The organism is Gardnerella sp. KA01001 (assembly GCF_049244025.1).
GTDB classification, from domain to species: domain Bacteria; phylum Actinomycetota; class Actinomycetes; order Actinomycetales; family Bifidobacteriaceae; genus Bifidobacterium; species Bifidobacterium swidsinskii.
The window spans coordinates 576,529-597,475 of record NZ_CP058366.1 but is presented as its reverse complement, the minus strand read 5'-3'; the positions used below and the strand labels follow the sequence as shown (position 1 = coordinate 597,475).

Below are 20,947 nucleotides of genomic sequence, written 5' to 3'. Positions count from 1 at the left end.
CTTACCCTTCCCTTTTACAACTTCACATAGGTTATTCGCGAGTTATTGCAACGCCAATAGAATCAACCTGCACATGCAAAACACGCCAGCCAGCACGCGAAAGCCACGGCTCAGCAATCGCGTCGATTTTTTGAACCGCACTCTTATTGCACTCAGCGTCTCCTGCATAAAATACAGCAACGCACGATCCTGCTCCCGAAATCGCTGCAGCAAAACCATGCTCGCGCAACGTTTCCACTAGCTTCCATGAATCTTTCATAAGATTTGCACGATACGGTTGATGAAGAGCATCTTGAGTTGCTGCAAAAAGTAACGCATTTCTCGAAATATCAGATTTTATTGTGCCTAATTCATTTTCAGAATCGCTATTTAACTCACCAAAAGCAACCGGTAGCATTGCAACTCGCGACACGTTAAATATTGCGTCACCATACGGCACTTTTGCTGGAAGCGCGCGCCTAGCAAGCTCTGTAGAAAGCTCGAAATCAGGAACAAATACAGACACGGAAATATCTTGCGAAACTTTGTATCGCACAGTATGAAAACCGGTAGAAAGCGGAGTTTCACAATCTCCAGCCACGCGCACAGAACCTTTGCCTTCCCCAGCATCAAGCTTCCAGCTCATCGTTAAACCGCCAAAAACTGCAGGAGCAACATTGTCTGGATGACCTTCAATTGCGGCCGCGATTTCGAAAATTGCTTCGCGATTAAGCTCACCTTCGTGCGCAAAAGCCCAAGCAGCAGCAACTGCAGCAACAATCGCTTCTGCAGAAGAGCCCATACCGCGCGCTTGCGGAATCCGATTATGCGCTTCTAACGTAAATCGCAAGTTTGGCAGACCAAATATTTTGCAAGCTTTGCGAAAAGTCGCTACAACTAGATGCGTTTCATCTTTTGGAAGCGTATCCTCGCCTTCGCCGTGAATAATTACGCGCACGTTTCCAGCATAATCAAGCGAATTTTTAGAATGATTATCATCCAGAGTAAAAACTAAAGAATCCGCATAATCAAGCGCAATACCGGCTGTATCAAAACCAGAACCAAGATTTGCGCTAGTCGCTGGCACGCGCACGGAAACACTGTTACACACTGGCTTCATACGACCACCTGCAGCTTCTCTACTGTATAACGCGCAAAACTAGCGGCTTTCCACACACAACATCCAACTTCTGCAAATCCTCACAAATAGCTTGAACTGCAGCTTCCGAACATTCGCGCACAAGCACGCGCACACTGCCAGGTCCACCAAGACCGCACTGTGGGCAATCCGAATCAGCTTCAGTTTGCGCATACTTAGCTTGGCACGCCGAAGCCAAACGTTCAGCTGCAACGCCATGATCTACAAAAACATCCATAACTTCGCTGCACAAAGCCAAAGAAGTATCTTCCATATTGCAACGAATCACAAAATCCGCTCTAGTCTGCTCGCTAGAAGCCGGCACATACTTGTTATACATTGGCACGCCAAAACCTGCGCATCCACGCACAAGATTTCGAGCAGCACTAACAACATCTCCAACAACAGCACTTGCAGTTGGAGCACCGCCGGCACCGCGTCCGTAGAACATCAAATCGTCCGCAGCCTGCGCCTTCACAAACACAGCATTAAAACTGCCGTGAACCGACGCCAAAGGGTGCTCCGCACCAACAAGCGCCGGATACACATTAACACTTACTCCGCCATCCGATTTTGACTTACCATCGCAATGCCTTTCGACTGCTGCAAGTAGCTTAATTACACGCTTTTCCGCGCTCGCTGCAGCAATATCTTCAGCAGTAATCGCGCTAATTCCTTCAACGGATACATCGTCAATACTTACTGGCATTTGGAATGCAAGAGTTGCAAGAATCGCAGCTTTATTTGCAGCATCGAAACCTTCAACATCTCCGGTCGGATCTGCCTCAGCATAACCCTTTTCTTGAGCCGCGTGCAAAACCAAATCAAAATCAAGTCCGCGCACAGTCATTTCGTCAAGAATATAGTTGGTAGTTCCGTTTACAATTCCGAAAATTTGCGTAATTTTGTCACCAATAAGCGACTCTCGAAGCGGTCGAACAATAGGAATCGCTCCCGCTACAGCCGCCTCAAAGTACAAGTCAACTCCGTGACTTTCTGCACACTCGTATAATTCCGGACCAAACTTCGCAAGCAACGCTTTATTTGCAGTAACAACAGATTTTCCGTGGCATAGCGCACTTTTTACAAAAGTATGAGCCGGCTCAAGTCCGCCAATAAGCTCGACTATAATATCAATGTCTTCGCGAGCGCACAAAGAGGCAGTGTCTGTAGTTAGCAAATCACGCTTAATCCAAGGCGCATCAACTTCTTCCGGGCGTAAGCATGCAACTGCTGCAAGCTCAATTTCAGCGCCAGTTCGCTTCTTAAGCTCATTGAACTGTTCAACTATTAGTCGCGCTGTTTGAGACCCAACAGTTCCAGCCCCAAGTAGGCCTACGCGAATAGTTTTAGTCGACTGATTGCTTTGCATAACTTTCGCCTCCTTCGTTGATTTATTTTATATTTTATTTTTATGCGATTATTTTTTACTCGCTTTTACACAAATAACATTAGCAAATTAAGAAGTATTGAAATAATCAAAAATGCTATTACTCCAACAGTTCCGTACAATGCTTTGTTGCCAGCTTTATTCGGAAGTTCTTGCGGAGCATTGAAGAATACAAGATACTTGCGGCGGCGAACTAGCAAAACCACGCCTACTATAAGCATGGCAATCATAAACATCCCATAAATTCCAGCTAGAATAAAACCGGTTGGCAGTCTAGTTAATTCCTGACGAGACATCTTTTCTACGTCAATCATATTTCCGCTTGCATCAACCAGCTGCTTTTCCAACCACATTGCAACTATGCTTCCTTGGAAATTCACAATCATATGAAGAAATATGCTGTAGCTCAACTTGGACGTACGAATATAAATGTAGCCAAAAACAAGTCCAAGTCCAAATGCGTAGAAGAATTGGAAAATGTTCATATGGAAAAGCGCGAAAGCAAGTGCAGAAAATACAATAGCTCGCTTTTCTCCGTACGCGCGCAAACGAGAAAGCAGCTGTTTTCTAAAAAGCCATTCTTCCACAATTGGCGCAAGAATTACCACGAATATGAAGGTTTCCCACATATTTCCCGCTGCAATAGTGTCTGATACGCGATTTTCTGCTTTGCCACCGCTAAGAACTGTTGCTAGGAAAACGCCAACTATATTACCAATGTACATAATCGGTATGCACACAGCAAAGAATCCGCCAAATTGGCTAAATTTCATAGAGAATTGTCGGGTTTTTGCCGCAGGGACAGTGCGCATAATAAGCATTGCGATTGGTAAAGCGACTAAACACTGCGAAATATCCGACACAAGTAATGTGTTAAGAGAGTCGCTTAGCATGCTCTTAGGCACAAACTGTGAAGAAAGAACTCCAAGAACATAGGCAACAGCAATCCAAACTACGAGGAATACGCATAAAGACATGCCAATAGTTCCTTGACGTTTGCGCGCTAACAAATAAGTGTCGTCGCGCCATGAATTTTGCAAATCTTGCATACTTATTCCTTTTTATTGCTGCTTTTTGTTTCTGCTTTACAGTTGATTAAATTATTTCAAAACGCCTTCAATAAGCTTTGTGATTAAATCGTTGTAGCTTATTCCAGTTGCTTCCCAAGCTTTTGGATACATGGAGATTGGCGTAAATCCAGGCATCGTGTTGATTTCGTTAAGAATTACGCGACCATCTTTAGTTACAAAAGAATCTACGCGACTTAGTCCCCGCCCATCTGCCGCTTTGAACGCTGCAAGCGCCGTTTTGCGAACGCGCTCTAAAGTTTCCGCTGGCAAGTTTGCTGGAACTTCAACGTGCGAAGCTGCGGAATCCATGTATTTGCTGTCAAAATCGTAGAACTGGTCTTCACCAGCCTCGCGCTTGTCTAGCACAACTTCTCCAGGCCAGCTTGCTTTCGGTTCTTCGCCGTCGCGAGCTGCAAGAACCGCGCACTCAATTTCTCGTGCATCAATTCCCTGCTCTACCAACACTCGCCAATCGTGCTCTGAAGCCTCAAAAATAGCTTCTGCTAAGGCTTTAGCATCGCGCGATTCAACTTTTGTAACTCCAAAACTGGAACCTGCGCGGCTTGGCTTTACAAAAAGCGGATACTCGAGTTTTGCTGCTTCAACTTGAGTAAGAATTTCTTCTGCGTATGCATCAAAGCGATTTTCCGCGTCGCTTGCAAACTTGCGCGCATCAAGTGCAATTCCAGGAGCAACATTAATTCCGGCAGCTTTAAACAGTTGCTTTGCATAGTATTTATCCATGCACGCAGCCGAAGCCAACACTCCACAACCAACGTATGGAACTTGCATCATTTCTAGCAAGCCTTGCAAAGTGCCATCTTCACCGTTCGGACCGTGAAGAACTGGGAAAACAGCGTCAATATGACCCAAACTTGTAAGTGTACCGTCATTTTCGCGGGCTAAAAATCCGTCTGCGCCTTTGGCAGGGTCTAGCACAACATCGCGCGTTCCAGCAGTTTTTGTTATTACCGGAAGCTCTCCTTCTTCCATACGGAAGTTTCGCGGATCTTCGCCGCCAACAATCCATTCGCCTTGTTTTGTGATTGCGATCCGCACAATGTCAAAACGATTTTCGTCTACAGCACTGAGCACTCCAGCAGCAGATATGCAAGAAATCGAATGTTCGTCTGCCTTACCGCCATACAAGAACACTACACGCTTTTTCGTCATTTTTTTCCTTTATATATTTTGAATTATTCTAATTATTTTGGACTAGTTTTGATTATTTTCGCAAACGCTACTTACTCTTCGCAAACGTCGTCGTCGAAAAGCATTGCGAGCATTTCTTGGCAGGAAATTCCTTCTTCAAGCACGCGAGCCATTGCACTTGCAAGCGGAGTTGCAACACCCAAACGCTTGCCCATTGCAACTACTGCGCTTGTGGTTGGCACGCCTTCTGCAACACCATTGCTCACGGCAGTTGCTTCTTCAACGCTCATGCCTTTTCCAAGATTTGCACCGAAAGTATAGTTGCGGCTTAGAGGAGATCCACAAGTTGCAACTAAATCACCAAAGCCAGCAAGACCTGCAAAAGTGCGCGAATCCGCGCCTTCTGCTACGCCCAATGCCGTCAATTCTGCCAAACCGCGCGTTTCAATCATAGCCGCCGTGTTTTCGCCATATCCTGCACCTCGAGCCATACCAACTGCGAGCGCAACCACGTTTTTAAGCGAGCCACACATTTCTACGCCGATTACGTCTGTTGACACAAATGCTTTAAAGTAGCTGTTTGAGCATGCTTTTGCAACTACTTCTGCCTGAGATTTTTCTGCGCAAGCAACTACTGCTGCAGCCGGGTGGCGAGATGCAACTTCCTTGCTCAAGTTTGGTCCGGAAAGTGCAGCAAAACGGTTACGCGGTAAGTTCAAAGCTTCGCACACAACTTCATCCATACGTTTGCCGGTTGTGCGCTCAATGCCTTTCATCAGCGAAACAACGATCGCATTTTGTGGAATCAAACCCACAAAACCTTCCAACGCAACGCGAGCAAACTGTGCCGCAATCGCCACGACTACAATATCCGCATTTGCAACAGCCTCTGCTCGGTCCCCAGTTGCAGTCATGTTTTCTGGAAGTTTTTCTACGCTAGGCAGACGCACGCCATTATGATGATGATCGCGAATTCCTTCAACAATTTCTGGCTCTATTGCCCACATTGTCACTTGATTTCCTGCATCCGCAAGTACTTGTCCAAACGCAGTTCCCCAAGCACCAGCACCCAACACCGTAATGTTCATGTTTTACGTCCTGCCTTTCGGTTGTGAGTTTTATAAGCTACTGTATAGCTATTTATTTGTAATCACACTATTACATAATTCTACACATGCCGCTTTACGGGATTTTTAAAAGATACTTTATTTTATTCTTCTGTATATTTTTTATTCTTCCGTAACGCGTTTCATCTGCCTGTAATCAAAGTATCCTGCAGGAGATTTTTCTCCACGAATTTCTTCCATAATCTGCGTCATACGCACACGCACGCGACGAGCCAACTCTTCAGCAGATTCAAGAGGAGGTAGCTCTCCCCAATTTTCACTCCCCTTTAGCAAGTCAGCATAATCAAGTTGAGTATCGTAGCACATTACAACATTTTTCTTTGGCCATGGCCACCAGTGGTTAATGCTTGCCGCGCCCCATGTAACCGCGCAAAATAGCGGAATCTGATGTCCGAGTCTGCGCGATGCTTCGAGAGCAATTATACCAATTCCGGGCTTCATGCTCATAGGCCATTTTTTAGGATCGCGCGTAACTGTTCCTTCAGGCCATACACTTAAAGGTCTGCCATTGGTGAGGATTTTAATAGATTCTTCTTCTATTTCTCGCGCTTTTCCGCTTCTGCGAGGAACCGGCTGCATGCCTACAAGCTGGAACCATTTGCCTAAGATTGGCCAGTGAGCGAGTTCCGCTTTTGCCATGTAGCGCGGACGACGACCTTGGTGGAATAGTGCAGTCATAGGTATGAAAACATCAAACATCGTCACGTGTGTGCAAGCTGTAATAAACACGCCTTCTTCTGGCACGTTTTCCAATCCCCACGCCTTTACTTTGCAGCGCGAACGCAATACGCGCGACGTTCCTTCGAGCAGTCTTTCGGCGGCTTTAGGATTTTGCGCGTCAATTTCTACCTGATTTGGCTTGCGTTTTCCTGTCGGATAGTAATACGTTGGGTCAACTAAATTGTGTTTACTTGCTAAAAGCTTTACTTGCTCATCACTGAGTGGTTTTACTGCACTTCTTGGCGAAGGTTTTCCTTTTGATACCATGCTTTCTATTGTGCAGCATGCTATAAACCTACGCTACGACCTACTTTTGCAATCAACCCATGTTTAGGAGAGCACGCCCAAGCGAGCACAAAGAGAGCGGTTGCTACGAGCACAATTGTTCCGCCCGTTGCCGTATCAAAGCTCCACGAAATATACATTCCAACAATCGAAGAAACGCAACCAATAACAGGAGCTAAAACCATCATCCTAGATAGCCGATCAGTAAGCAGTCGCGCAGTTGCAGCAGGAGTCACAAGCAGAGCAAGCACAAGCACGTTTCCAATAATTTGCACGGAAACAACTACAGCGATAGCCACTAACACGTACAACATTCCATCTAGCCATGCAACCGGCAATCCCATTGCGCGCGAAGTTTCTCGATCCATCGATACGCACACAAGCTCTTTGTGGAACATGCATAATATAGCCAAAATAATCAAACCAGTAATAGCAACAACAGCAATATCTGAATCAGGAATACCTGTAATCGAGCCAAACAAGAAGGATTCCAAGGATCCAGCGTAGCCAGATGCTTTAGAAATAATCACAATTCCAAGAGCGAAAGCAGATACGAAAAATACGCCAATAAATGAGTCTTCGCGAAGCCTACGGTTTTGGCTAAAAATAGATACGATTAGCGCGGTTGCAACTCCTGCGAGTGCTCCTCCAAATAGCAGATTTCCTTGCAATACGAAGGCTATAGCAAGTCCTGGGAATACTGAGTGAGCTACAGCATCTCCGATAAACGCCATTCCTCTAAGTACTACGTAGCATCCAACTACACCGCAAATTACGCTAGAAAGGCACGCTACAATAAGTGCTTTTAGCAAAAACCAAAGGTCTGGATTTGTTAAATCTTGTATAAATTCTATTGGAGATAACATTACTCTTTCACCACACTTTCCTTACCAATTACGCGCTCAACTGCTTTAATAAGCGGATTTTGCGGAGCTACGTGGAAGGTTCGTACCCACTGTTCTGTTTGCAAATTTTGCGGATCGTCGTCACCCACAATAGTGCCATCAAATAGCATTATTCTCGAGCATGAGTTAATTGAGCCAATAATATCGTGTGAGCTCATGAGAATTGCTTCACCAGAAGCAGACAATTTTAAGAACAAATCGGTAAGCAGCTCCTGAGTAGGCATATCAAGTCCAGTAAACGGTTCGTCTAGCAAAAGTAAACGCGGCTCTCCAGCCAATGCTCGCGCAACAAGAACGCGTTGCCGCTGACCTCCAGAAAGTTCACCAATCGTGCGATCTTGGAAATCAGCCATTCCTGTGCGTTCAAGCGAGTTTAATGCAATCTCGTAATCTTCTTTTTTAGCGCGACGAACGTAACCAATATGACGAATCCTACCCATCATCACTACATCTAAAACAGAAAGTGGGAAATCCCACGCAATATCGTGACGTTGAGGCACGTATCCAACGTAAGATACGCGAGAATTAAGTTTTGCACCTTCCATATGAGGAGCACGCACTTCGAGTTTTCCAGTATGCGGAATCAAACCCATAATTGCACGAAATAGCGTTGTTTTACCGGCACCGTTTGCACCAAGTAATCCCACGAATTCGCCACTATTAATGGTAAAAGAAACGTCTTTTACAACAGCGCGATTCCCGTACGAAATATTCAAATTTTGTGCGCAAATTACTGCATTTTCTTCCATATTTATTACCTTTAACACTTTCACTTCAAACATTTCGCTAAAGAATCCGCGTTAGCTCGCATCATATCCGCGTAAGTTCGCACATTCGCGTCGAAAGCGTCACCATAAATTGGACAAACTTTCACATGCGCTTCAGATGCAAGCTCTTTAAGCACAGACGAGCGCGAAATTAAATTTGGCTCTAAAAACACTGCAGGGATTTCCAAGTCGTGTAAAATTTGCGAAAGCCTACGCCTATCTTGCACGCTCGGTTCGCTTGAAGGATTGATTGTTACAAATCCCGCAATATTTACGCCATAAGCTTTACCTAAGTATGCAAAAGCGTCATGCGTTGTAACCAAGTTGCGACGCTCTTTTGGAATTGACGCAACTTTTTTACGCATATAAGCGTCTACGTCGAGAAGTTTATTAATATATCGATCCGCATTTGCGCGATATTTGCGAGCATTTTTAGGATCGACTTCGCACAAGCGGTCAGCTATTGTGCGCACATAAGCAATTCCGTTTTTCACTGACTGCCATAAATGCGGATCAATATCTCCGTGAACATGTTTTCCAAGAACAGCTTGAGGAAGTTGATAAATTTTCTGCCTTGCAAATCCAAGGAATCTATAGCCTTGTTCAGCTGGAATTTCTTTTAAAGCATTAGTCGGCACTTCTACTACTACGTCTCGCGGCTCATAGTATACGCGCTTTGGCGCAACTGACCGCTTTTCTTGCAAAGTGTCAACTCTGTACAAAAATCCGCGTTTAGCTAAATCGTAAGCCAAATCTGCATGACCTTGATTCAAAACTACGCTAGCTCCACGCTTTTTCGCTAATTTCTGCGCGTTAATGCCAACAGCAAAACGCATAGTTGCGTTTCCTAAACTTGCAACTCTTTCGTTTTGAGCATTGAGCATATCTGCGTGAAAACCGAGAGTGTATTCTCCTGGCTTACTAAAAGCCCAACTTAAATGCGTGTGCGCGTCCGCAGGCAAATCCACATGATCTTCATCGTTAATTCCGTTTGCTGAATTAACGTAAGTTTCTACGCTTCCAAAAGTGCCAGTAAGGTAAGCAAAAAGCGAACCAGGACCGGTTACTTTAGTTGCAGTTAAGCGGATCCTGTCCGAACGCTTCATGTTGTATGCTTTTGGCTTTATTACAGTAGCGCGTCCTTCTTTCGTTACAGTTGAAGGCGCGTTTGATTGTGAAGATTGAGAAACCTGAGAAGACTGCGACTTATCAGATTTCTCTTGAGATTTTTGTTGCTCTCTAGCACCTTTAGTTTCCTTAACCTGCTGCAAAGTTTGACGTTCTGTAGCAAGACCAAGCCAAATAGTGTCCAACGACACATCTTCGACCATTGGAATAATATCCGCCGCATGTTTCACGCTTTCTTCAGCAAGTTGCACATTTGGCACGCCTTTTCGCAAATTTGCGTCTAAAGCAGTAATAACACCATGCTCCTCAAGCATCATGTAATTACTAAAAGCCACATCCGCATACACAACGTCTCGAATTGAACGCAATCGCGGCTCGTAAGAGTGCGGATCTGCATTATCAGGCACGATTGAACTCACATTTGCGGCATCCCCTGCTACATTCGCCACCATATCGCGCAAAACGCCTGTAGTTGTAACTACATTAATGCGACCATCGCGATGTCCTGCACGATTCCCGTTAGCACTACCACAAGCAGAAAGCGGCAAAATAAGCGCAACGGCTGCAATTACAGCAAGCGAAGAGAACAAAGTTTGCTTTACTTTTTTGGGCTTACGAATCACCCTTACACACTCCTACTACTAATAGCGCAACAGCCAGTTGAAGTTAATAAGTCCGCGCTTGTACAGATACCAAATTCCTGCACCCAAAACGCCAAGCACAGCAATAATTCCACCAGCAAGAAGCGAATAAGCAAGTAAAGGATTTCGCTTAAATAATCCTGTTACACCTTTTGCTTCAGACTTCGCAACATCGTCATTATCGTTCAATTTCTGTCGGTACAAACTTTTAGCGAGTCTCTTGTTACTAATTTTTGAAACAAGACCTTTATGCTTTTTAGCTTTTCTTGGCAATTGTTTTCCAGAGTGTGAATTGTTCAATCCTAAACCACGACCAACAAAAGGATTTCCGCCACCAACGGCACCGTTTCCATGACCGCCATTATTTCCGCCTAAACGAGGCAAATCAGTAGGTTTTGCTGGATTCTGAGGTGTAGAAGAACCATCCTTTTTCCCAGTACTTTCGCCGCCGTCAGCATACCCCATTGGTGTTTCTTGTGGATCTACACCAACAGCAACATGAATATTGCGAGTTACTGTAGAATTTCCGTCGGAAGCTTGGAATTGCAATGTGTAATATCCCGGTTCGTCGAAATCCCAATTCGCATGAGCATGCGTATTTGCAGGTATCGTATAATCTGTTGCTCCTTGAGTGGAGAAAATCTCTTGATCTCCACCGCCCAAACCGCCAAACATCCAAACGCGTACGTTTCCAGGACCTTCAACTCCTGTTAGGCTCAATTGAGTTGGCTTATGCGGATTCATAGACTGATTATTCCAACCCATCCATGGCACACCATCAATTTGTGTTTGCGGTATACGATACACGCCGTTAGTTTTACCAGCATCACCAACTGCGAATACAACTGTATCCGGGTCTCTAAAGACGTGGCTTCCTGTCACATCTTCTTGCACAGCCATATCAACTTTATTTGAATCGCCAGTATATACAGCAATATCAACGTGACCGTGGTCTATAACAAGCTTGTCGCCCTTGATGTCTTTGAACTTTGTCACAGCAGATTGCTGACTTTGAGAAACTTGCTTTCCGCTTTTAGCGTTATGTTCCCCATGAATAAGACCACCATTATTACTTCCAAAAAGTCCTTGTTGTTGCATTTTTGCTCCAGGCCATGGAGTCACATACACAGTGTTGTTGTTACCGTTAATGAAGAAAGATCCGTTACTTTGTTGCACATTAATGCTGTGATCCTCACTTTGAGAATCGTCATCATCATCTGAATCTTCTTCGTCGTCTTCACCATCTTCATCACCATCAAAAGATGCGCCATCATAATCAGCAAAATCGCCAGCTGTTACATCATGATTAGTTACATGGAATGTATAAGTCTGCTCAGAACTTTGCTCCTCGTCACCAACGGTAGCAGTAGCCTTCATTTTTAACTTATACACACCAGGACGGTTAAAAGACCAATACATGTGCGAATGCTTGCCACCAGTCTCAGTAATGTCAACATCTTTCGGCCAGTTTTCAGCAGAGCCGAGCATTTTCTCATAATCGTCACCGCTGCGACTGTACATAAAAACTTCGCCGTTGTGGGGGGCTTCGATACCAGTTAATGACAGTTTGACTGTTGGATTAACTTTTGTAGAACCAGCTCCCTCATATAACGGTCTAGTATCTAAACCAGGCCATAATGCACCAGTATTTCCAGCTCCAGATTGATCAAAGAACCAGACTACACCTTCGCGAGTTGTTGCGTAGATTTCTTTTATTATCGGATCGTTCTCATCTTTGGAAAACTGCATGATATTTTTAGAGCCGACTTCAAAAATAAGCCGATTCGTATCGTAACGAGTGCCATTATGATCTTCATTTTCAAACGCATCACCCAAGGTACCTAATACCATGCGGTTATTTGTAGTATCAAAGAAAGTTGCAAAAACGTCAGTATGACCTTTATACGCATGGCACATTGCAACTTTACTATCAGCCGCAGGTTGTGAAGCAGTTTTATCTAAGCGAGCAGCTGCACACGCTTTAAAATTGGCTTGCTTTATTGCGTCAAAATCTTTAGAAGATTTCTTTCCGCTTACAACAGTTGCGTCACTGCCATTGTCAGCAAAAGCCGTGGGAGTTCCCATCATCATGCCACACAAGCACACGCCCACCAACAAAGCGCGAGATAATTTCTTTATACTATTACGAACCATTTTCGTCACACCATTATTTCCACTGAGTGCCATCAGATTGCACATTGTCTGATTGAGAATATTGAGAATTATTAATTGGTGACATTACTGTCGTTTCTTGATCACGCACTAGATTTGGCAAGGTATTGTCACCATTTGCATTATTCACAGAATTTGCATTGTTTGCATACTGTTGATTAGCTTGTGCAGAAACTTGCTTAGCAAGCGCAAGATTTCGTGCTTTCTTGCTTTTAACTACAGCTATTAGTACAAAAATCACAATAATTACGGCAATAATAGCCACAAAAATACCTACAATTTGAAGAACTAAAGCTGTATCGTCACTTTTTTCAGATACTTTGTGAGAATGCTTATGCTTGTTGTGAAGGAGTTCGTGATGATGATTAGCTTCATCTTTTTCGGATTCATCGTTATCTTCTTCATCTTGACCCTCTTCGTCGCCCTCGTTGCCACTTGCTCCAGCAGCACCCGCACCTAAAGCAGCATTAGGATCGGTATTATCTCCAACCGCAAAATTAAGAACACGCGTATCGCTTACTGCGCGTCCATTTTTAAGCTTTCCTGAAAAAGTAAGCTTCACATGATAAATTCCAGGCTTAGAAAACACCCAATTCACGTGAGTATGAGCGTTGGCTTCAATCCAGCTGTTTTGCGGATATCCTTTAGTACTATCCCAAAGTTGCTGTGGATTGTTGTTGCCATTTTCTAAGTAAACATGCAGTTTACCCGGGCCGCTTACTCCTTCAAGAGAAAGGTTTGCACCGCGATCGAGCTCGTTAAGCACGCCACCTTCCTGCGTATTCCAACCAAGCCACGGCACATCAGGATTTTGAGTTTGTGGAATTACGTAAAGCTTGGTTCCAGGCTTTTCGCCAATAAAACTGTAGGCAGCATCATCAGGCATAGGAATTATTGAATTGCCACCTAATTTAAATACCACATTTTCTGGGTCTCGCCACACTGGTTCGTCACCAGTATCATCACGAATCTTCAATTTCCATTTGCCGTCGATTAGCGTTGGTCCAAAATCAGCATGACCTGCTTGAATCATAACTGGCTGATTGCCTTCATTAGCATAAGCAGTTTCCTGCATTGGATTTGGTGCACATAAAGATGCAACCAAAGTTACTAAAGAAAATATGAGCGCAAGCAGCGCAGTAGAATATACATGCTTTCGTTTTACTTGCAATGTTTCATTTTGTTTGTAATTCATTATTTAAACTTTCTAGTAATAATACGAATACCATTTACAACAATTTCAATTTAGAACGTATCAATGCTCCGCATGCGCCAGTTATTGTGCATAAGCCGACGCTCGCACCTGAAGCTGCAACCGCAACCCACTTAGTCGAGGAACCATCACCTTTTGTATCATCTGAATCATCTTCATACGCTTCATCAGATTCTTCGTTGTATTGCCTTGCACCTTGCAAAGCATGACGTTCAGTATTCTTAACAAAATCAGAGTTATTGACAGAACTATTTTTAGACTTATTGCCAGAATTATTATCTGTTCTTACGAAATTACGAATAGTCTGTCCACTTTTCTTAGAGCTCTTGTTCTTAGTATGAGTTCCGCCAGAAGTTCGTCGCGATGAATTATGTAACGATGTTCCGCTTGAATTTTCTGTTCTTGTAAAAGAACTAGAACCAGAACTAGCACCACTTTGCGTATTATTTTTAGAATTATTCTTACGATTAGTGCGGTTAGTCTTATTGCGATTCTTCTTTGTGCGCTTGAATTTTCTGTTGGATTTCTTAAAGAAATTAGATTCGAATTGGAATCCACCATTAGAACTAGATCCAAATAGTCCCGAATTTGCAGTGCCGCCGAATACACCTTTCAAAAAGTTCTTTCCACCAACAAAATGCTTAGTCTTATTTTTGCGCTTATTACGACGCTTCTCATGGTGCTTTTTCCCGTGAGAGTTCTCATCATCTTCAGAATCAGAACCACTTTGATCATCATCGCCATCATGGTTATGAGAGTGAGGAACACCTTTCATCTCAATAACATAATCGCAAAACTCATCAAACATTTTATTACGGTAAAGTTCACCGTTCTTTAAAACTAAGGAAGGACGAATCGTTGCACCTTGCATTGACGCATCAAGTTTTAGCTCCAACTTGCTGTTCATGGCACCAGGAATGCGCTTAAATTCGCTTTCTCCTTCCTTTTTTATCAACCAAACATAATCTTTGACTATGGAAGTTACTGGACTTGTCGGATCGTCAATTGGCGCACCGGTAACACCGTCGGTTGCAACATGAGGGTTAAGCAATACTGTTTTCGCGTGTAAAGTATCCCCTGGTTTGAAACGCTTATAAGGAGCAATTGCTTTTACTACAGGATGTCCGTCAGCACCGTGATCTTCAACGGCGATGGTTGCAGACGCAGTATCTTTGCCAACTTGCGTTTCACCTTCAGTTGCGTGAGCATACACTTTCATCTTGTTCATTGCAGGCTCAGCTGGAAGCTGCAATCTCTCAGCAAAAAGAGTGGTTCCATACGCGTCAGGACCTTCGTCAGCACGCACATATCTCCACTCAATACGAGCGCCCTTTGGTTTGTTAACTACTTTTAAGTCTAAACCACCATAACCTTCGTATGAATGATAATGCGGATGAGGTCCGGAATCACGAATATTGCCGATGCGCATATCGCCGCCATCGTCTTTATCCGTGTCTTTATGATCTTTGGAAGCTTCGTGCGCTTCTTCATCATCGTCAGGATTAATAAAATCACCGCGACGGTGCAAATCAAGCGTTTCCGTAATGCCAGAAGCAGGTACTTCGCCTGAATATGTATCTTCTACTTCAAAAGTGTATTCTGCAGGTTCGGTTGTGATCTGCTTTTTAGTGTTTTTATTTGTAATAGTTGCTGCCACTTTTAGTTTGTAAATGCCAGGTTGAGTAAATCCCCAGTTTGCATGCACGTGGCCAGCCGTATGTTGGTGAATTACGCCAGGTAACATAAATCGACTGCCATCAGTATCAGGTTCGTCGTCTAAATCATTCTCTTCAAATGATAATTTCTTCGAATTTTTTCCAATGCCATCGGTAGTCCAAAGCAGAATGCGCCCGTTCATTGGTCCAGTAACTTGCTGAATTGCAATATCTGCTGTTGCATCATCTGCGTGAGATGCGCCAACTAAAGATGCAGCATAACCTGTGTCCCAACCCGGGAAAAGAGGGTTTCCTTTTTGATTTCCGGAACTATCGAGATAGTAGTATTCAGTAGCGAGAGCAGGAAGTTGCGATTTTGTAGTGTACGTGCTTTTAGCTACGCGCAACGTAGTGTTTTCAGGCTTTAAGAAAGTAGCAGCGTCTTTTTCGACGGCCATAATGAATTTACCATTGTATTGAATTGGGTAAAACACGTCTGTATGGCCATGACTTAGCACTTCCTTTTTTGTAGGATTGTATTTTTCGCCAAGATTACTATTTTCTAATGCAACTGCCGGTAAAGCTGCACTAAATCCTGATGCAAGCACCGCAAACGCAAGCACCACAACGCCGCACATCGCGAACGCGCGTTTTACCATATTCTTAATGACCTGAGTCATATTACTGTTTCGCTCTCTACACTTCATCTTCTCTATTTCGCCTATTCGCGCTCTTCTTTCACGAATGACTATTGAAGATATCTTTACAACGTCTATCAATAATAATAATGATTCTCATTAATAGTCAAGTCGACACTCCGAATAAACAAAAACGCTGGTAGTTTAGAGCAACCAGCGTCTATTATTCTCAATAACTATTGAATACTTATTTAAATATTTTTAGCTAAAATTCTCAGCCTTCTACAATATCCGCATTAAGGCAAGTCTTAAAATGACGCAAAGCCCATTCGTGACCTGCAGGATCAAAGCTTGCAACGGCATCCTTGTGAACCACAATCTTGAATCCAAGATTATACGCATCGACAGCAGTGTGAAGCACGCAAATATCCGTGCAAACTCCCACCAAATGCAGCTCTTCAATGTGACGTTCGCGAAGCTTAATCAGCAAATCCGTGCCATTAAACGAAGAGTAGCGAGTTTTATGAATGTAATAAACGTTGCTTTTATCTTTATTTGCTTCGTAAAAATCACCAAGCGTGCCATATAACTTCTGGCCGTGAGTTCCTGCGATATTGTGAGGTGGGAAAAGCTTAGTTTCAGGATGATACGGATCGTTCAAATGGTGCGTATCAATCGCAAAAACCACGAACTCACCAGCGTCAAGAAATTCCTGCGAAATCTCAGTAATACGCTTCTCGAGCTTTTGCGCAGGCTCGCCCACAGTAAGAGAGCCATCGCTTGCCACAAAATCATTCGTATAATCAATGTTAATAAGGGCTTTATTCATACCTACTCCTTGTATGAAATTTACAGAATAATCGCAAATAGCATTACTGCTAACAGCATTATTGCAAATAGCTCTACTGCAATAGTATAATCGCTTTAGTTACAATATTCCGCATTCTTAATTGCTTGATTTTATTTCAATTGATAGCCCAATTATCAACTCAATTGCTGGCCCAATTGCAATCGGCGCAATACCTTAATATTCAAAGAATACTCAAAGCTCATTTGCTTCTGCACCGACTATCATCATTTAATCACTACCTTGCGGCAAATGATGCTACAAAACGTTTGCCGGGGATTTTTCGTTACTGGTGCAGTACGGTTTCTGCGCGCATGTCTCTGTTGTCTGTTTTTAACTACATTTGCCGTAAGTTTTCCTCGCGTTTGCGCGGCGACCTGCTTGAGCGCAGCATTGCGCGCGCGAAAGCAATTCGGAGCGTGAGCTTGCTCAGACGGAAAGTCCAGTGGACTTTCCGTGCAAGCTCAGCAGTGAGCGCTTATAGCGCGAGCGTTGTCCAGAGTTTGGAGGATTACAAAAACAGTAGTATACGAAAATAAAAAAGCGGGGAGTGAAAACTCCCCGCTAGAAAAATAATGCGGCAGCGTGCTAGTCTCCCACACCCTATCGAGTGCAGTACCCTCGCCGTGTCAGGCCTTAGCTTCCGGGTTCGGAATGGGACCGGGCGTCTCACCTGAGCCATGACCACCGCAAAACTAGATTATACACTCACGAGCTGTGAGTGGCAACACGTGGCGGTTTGGGAACCGGACATGAACGCGAATAAAAACTCTCTTACCAACTGATCGTTAAGCAAAACATTCAGTACTCATTAACGCTAGAAGAATAATACTCACAGAAACTCACCCTCCCCACTCACAAAAGTGAGGAAGAATGTCACCATCGCCCGTTAGTACTAGTCAGCTCCACCCCTTACAGGGCTTCCACATCTAGCCTATCAACCACGTGTTCTACATGGGGGCTCACACACTAAAGTGCAAGGAATGCTTATCTTGGAGCAGGCTTCCCGCTTAGATGCTTTCAGCGGTTATCCCTTCCGAACGTAGCTAACCGGCAGCGCCACTGGCGTGACGACCGGCATACCAGAGGTTCGTCCACCCAGGTCCTCTCGTACTATGGGCAGGTCTCCTCAACATTCCAACGAGCGCAGAGGATAGAGACCAAACTGTCTCACGACGTTCTGAACCCAGCTCGCGTGCCGCTTTAATCGGCGAACAGCCGAACCCTTGGGACCTGCTCCAGCCCCAGGATGCGACGAGCCGACATCGAGGTGCCAAACCATCCCGTCGATATGGACTCTTGGGAATGATCAGCCTGTTATCCCCGGGGTACCTTTTATCCGTTGAGCGATGCCACGTCCGTACGCCGGCACCGGATCACTATCTCCGACTTTCGTCCCTGCTCGACCCGTCAGTCTCACAGTCAAGCCCGCTTGTGCGATTACACTCAACACCCGATTGCCAACCGGGCTGAGCGGACCATTGAGCGCCTCCGTTACTCTTTAGGAGGCAACCGCCCCAGTTAAACTACCCGCCAGGCACTGTCCCTGACACGGATAACGTGTCGAGGTTAGACGCCAGATATGGAAAGAGCGGTATTTCACCTGTCGACTCCACGCAAGCTAGCGCCCACGCTTCACAGCCTCCCGCCTATGCTACACGATCCACACCTAACGACAATACCAAGGTATAGTAAAGGTCCCGGGGTCTTTTCGTCCTTCTGCGCTTAACGAGCATCTTTACTCGTACTGCAATTTCGCCGGGCTCCTGGCCGAGACAGTGGGGAAGTCGTTACGCCATTCGTGCAGGTCGGAACTTACCCGACAAGGAATTTCGCTACCTTAGGATGGTTATAGTTACCACCGCCGTTTACCGGGGCTTAAATTCACCGCTTCACCGAAGCTAACGGATCCTCTTAACCTTCCGGCACCGGGCAGGCGTCAGAGCGTATACAGCGGCTTACGCCTTCGCACGCTCCTGTGTTTTTGGTAAACAGTCGCTACCCCCTAGCTTGTGCCACCCCCAACAGCTCCGCTTGTAAAAAACATCACCATCAGGGGTCTCCCTTATGCCGAAGGCACGGGAGTAATTTGCCGAGTTCCTTGGCCAGGATTCGCCCGATCGCTTCGGTATACTCTACCAGACCACCAGTGTCGGTTTAGGGTACGAGCGGAATCACACCTCACGTTGAAGCTTTTCTTGGCAAGCAGGATCACCGGAATCAGCCTTACAGCCTACCCATCACGCCTCAGCTTTAACATCCCCCGGATTTACCTAGGAGACAGCCCACACGCTTAGCCACGGAAAACCACCTCCGCAGCCGGCTACCTACCCGCGTCACTCCCACGCTAACCTACTACCGATACAGTCCCAACACAAACCAGCCAACAACCCCGAAAGGCAATCAACCAGCAAATGAAGGTTAGTACTCTCAGATTCAGTTCGAACGGTGTAACACCGGTACGGGAATATCAACCCGTTCATCCATTCGACTACGCCTGTCGGCCTCGCCTTAGGACTCGACTCACCCGGGGACGACGAACGTGGCCCCGGAACCCTTAGTCATTCAGCGGACGGGATTCACACCCGTCTCTCGCTACTCATGTCTGCATTCTCACTCCTGTAAAGTCCACGACAAGTTCACACTGCCGCTTCACCCCATACAGGACGCTCTCCTACCCCGCATGAAACAAATCATGCAGCCGCGTCTTCGGTGGCGTGCTTAAGCCCCGCTACATTGTCGGCGCGGAACCACTAGACCAGTGAGCTGTTACGCACTCTTTCAAGGATGGCTGCTTCTGAGCCAACCTCCTGGCTGTCTATGCGACTCCACATCCTTTCCCACTTAGCACGCGCTTCGGGACCTTAGACGACGATCAGGGCTGTTTCCCTTTTGACGACGGAGCTTATCCCCCGCCGACTCACTGCCGTGATAAACCTAACAGGTATTCGGAGTTTGGCTGCTATTGGTACCCGGTATGGGCCCGCAAGCATCCAGTAGCTCTACCCCCTGTAAGCAATAACACGACGCTGCACCTAAATGCATTTCGGAGAGAACCAGCTATCACGGAATTTGATTGGCCTTTCACCCCTAACCCCAAGTCATCCCCCCAGTTTTCAACCTAGGTGGGTTCGGTCCTCCACACGGTCTTACCCGCGCTTCAACCTGCTCAGGGCTAGATCATCCCGCTTCGGGTCCAGGACATGCGACTCAAACGCCTTTTAAAACTCGCTTTCGCTACGGCTCCCCCACCCGGGTTAGCCTCGCCACATACCACTGACTCGCAGACTCATTTTTCGATAGGCACGCCGTCACCCCACAAAGAAGGCTCCGACGGATTGTAAGCGCACGGTTTCAGGAACTATTTCACTCCCCTCCCGGGGTGCTTTTCACCTTTCCCTCACGGTACTAGTACACTATCGGTCAGACAGGAATACTTAGGCTTACCCAACGGTCTGGGCAGATTCACGCGGGATTCCACGAGTCCCGCGCTACTTGGGAATAAACATAAAGAGACATCGCACGACAAGCTACGGGGCCATCACCCTCTACGGCTGGGAATTCAATCCCATTCACCTAGCACGACATTTTATCACTCTCCTCAACCCCGTCAGAGGCTGAACAGTCCATCCCACGACCCCGAATGCGCAACACCTGACGGCTATCACACGCACCCGGTTTAGCCTGATCCGCTTTCGCTCGCCACTACTCACGGAGTATCCTTTCCTGCAGGTACTGAGATGTTTCACTTCCCTGCGTACCCCCCACAAAAACTGTGGTGACCACTCATAACAGTGGCCGGGTCTCCCCATTCGGAAATCCTCGGATCAAAGCCCACTCGGCAGCTCCCCGAGGCATATCGCAGCCCGTCACGTCCTTCATCGGTCCTGTCTACCAAGGCATCCACCATACGCCCTTACCAGTGACAAACACTAAAGTAAGAACCCATCAGCAAAATTCTCTAGACAAAAAATCATCACACTAAACGATCACAAAACGATCAAGCGACTCCAACAAAAGGAGCCGGTTGAAATTGATAAAAGCAAAAAATCGAAACAAAAAAGTTTCGCATTTTACTCGCGTCCACTATCCAGTTCTCAAACCACCACAACACCACAAA

Annotated in this window: 13 protein-coding genes and 2 rRNA genes; all 15 read right to left on the bottom strand. The window is 45.5% G+C overall.

Features of this window, described 5'->3' with window-relative positions:
- Window positions 1–31: 31 nt before the first annotated feature.
- A complete protein-coding gene (gene thrB / locus HXT59_RS02600) occupies window positions 32–1,099 on the bottom strand; it encodes a homoserine kinase (protein WP_076003080.1) in 1,068 nt (355 codons plus the stop codon).
- Window positions 1,100–1,118: 19 nt separating this feature from the next.
- Window positions 1,119–2,489, bottom strand: a complete 1,371-nt coding sequence (locus HXT59_RS02595) for a homoserine dehydrogenase (RefSeq protein WP_421784018.1) — start codon at window positions 2,487–2,489, stop codon at window positions 1,119–1,121.
- A gap of 65 nt (window positions 2,490–2,554) precedes the next feature.
- Window positions 2,555–3,556 carry a CPBP family intramembrane glutamic endopeptidase gene (locus HXT59_RS02590; protein WP_102703268.1) on the bottom strand — a complete coding sequence of 334 codons (1,002 nt, stop codon included), beginning with the start codon at window positions 3,554–3,556 and terminating at the stop codon, window positions 2,555–2,557.
- Window positions 3,557–3,607: 51 nt separating this feature from the next.
- The gene (locus HXT59_RS02585) at window positions 3,608–4,750 is read right to left on the bottom strand and encodes a D-alanine--D-alanine ligase family protein (protein ID WP_116440651.1); all 1,143 of its coding nucleotides are present in this window, start codon (window positions 4,748–4,750) and stop codon (window positions 3,608–3,610) included.
- Between the two features lie 71 nt (window positions 4,751–4,821).
- The gene (locus tag HXT59_RS02580) at window positions 4,822–5,817 is read right to left on the bottom strand and encodes an NAD(P)H-dependent glycerol-3-phosphate dehydrogenase (RefSeq protein ID WP_116440650.1); all 996 of its coding nucleotides are present in this window, start codon (window positions 5,815–5,817) and stop codon (window positions 4,822–4,824) included.
- A gap of 141 nt (window positions 5,818–5,958) precedes the next feature.
- On the bottom strand, window positions 5,959–6,843 hold the full coding sequence (locus tag HXT59_RS02575) for a lysophospholipid acyltransferase family protein (protein WP_064340516.1): 885 nt from the start codon (window positions 6,841–6,843) through the stop codon (window positions 5,959–5,961).
- A 20-nt stretch (window positions 6,844–6,863) separates the two neighbouring features.
- The gene (locus HXT59_RS02570) at window positions 6,864–7,727 is read right to left on the bottom strand and encodes an anchored repeat-type ABC transporter permease subunit (protein WP_064340515.1); all 864 of its coding nucleotides are present in this window, start codon (window positions 7,725–7,727) and stop codon (window positions 6,864–6,866) included.
- Entirely contained in the window at window positions 7,727–8,515 is a 789-nt protein-coding gene (locus HXT59_RS02565; protein ID WP_004109106.1) for an anchored repeat-type ABC transporter ATP-binding subunit, read from the bottom strand. The genes HXT59_RS02570 and HXT59_RS02565 overlap by 1 nt, the downstream gene beginning before the upstream one ends.
- 20 nt (window positions 8,516–8,535) lie before the next feature.
- Window positions 8,536–10,284: an anchored repeat ABC transporter, substrate-binding protein gene (locus HXT59_RS02560; RefSeq protein ID WP_410309330.1), complete on the bottom strand. Its 1,749-nt coding sequence runs from the start codon at window positions 10,282–10,284 to the stop codon at window positions 8,536–8,538.
- 18 nt (window positions 10,285–10,302) lie between these two features.
- Window positions 10,303–12,456, bottom strand: a complete 2,154-nt coding sequence (locus HXT59_RS02555) for a choice-of-anchor M domain-containing protein (RefSeq protein ID WP_410309429.1) — start codon at window positions 12,454–12,456, stop codon at window positions 10,303–10,305.
- A 13-nt stretch (window positions 12,457–12,469) separates the two neighbouring features.
- A complete protein-coding gene (locus HXT59_RS02550) occupies window positions 12,470–13,669 on the bottom strand; it encodes a choice-of-anchor M domain-containing protein (protein ID WP_004109103.1) in 1,200 nt (399 codons plus the stop codon).
- Window positions 13,670–13,703: 34 nt separating this feature from the next.
- Window positions 13,704–16,022 carry a choice-of-anchor M domain-containing protein gene (locus HXT59_RS02545; protein WP_421784016.1) on the bottom strand — a complete coding sequence of 773 codons (2,319 nt, stop codon included), beginning with the start codon at window positions 16,020–16,022 and terminating at the stop codon, window positions 13,704–13,706.
- A 232-nt stretch (window positions 16,023–16,254) separates the two neighbouring features.
- Window positions 16,255–16,809 carry a cysteine hydrolase family protein gene (locus HXT59_RS02540; protein WP_004118531.1) on the bottom strand — a complete coding sequence of 185 codons (555 nt, stop codon included), beginning with the start codon at window positions 16,807–16,809 and terminating at the stop codon, window positions 16,255–16,257.
- A 593-nt stretch (window positions 16,810–17,402) separates the two neighbouring features.
- Window positions 17,403–17,519 (bottom strand): 5S ribosomal RNA (gene rrf, locus HXT59_RS02535).
- Window positions 17,520–17,697: 178 nt separating this feature from the next.
- Window positions 17,698–20,757: ribosomal RNA gene (locus tag HXT59_RS02530) — 23S ribosomal RNA — on the bottom strand.
- Between the last annotated feature and the right edge of the window lie 190 nt (window positions 20,758–20,947).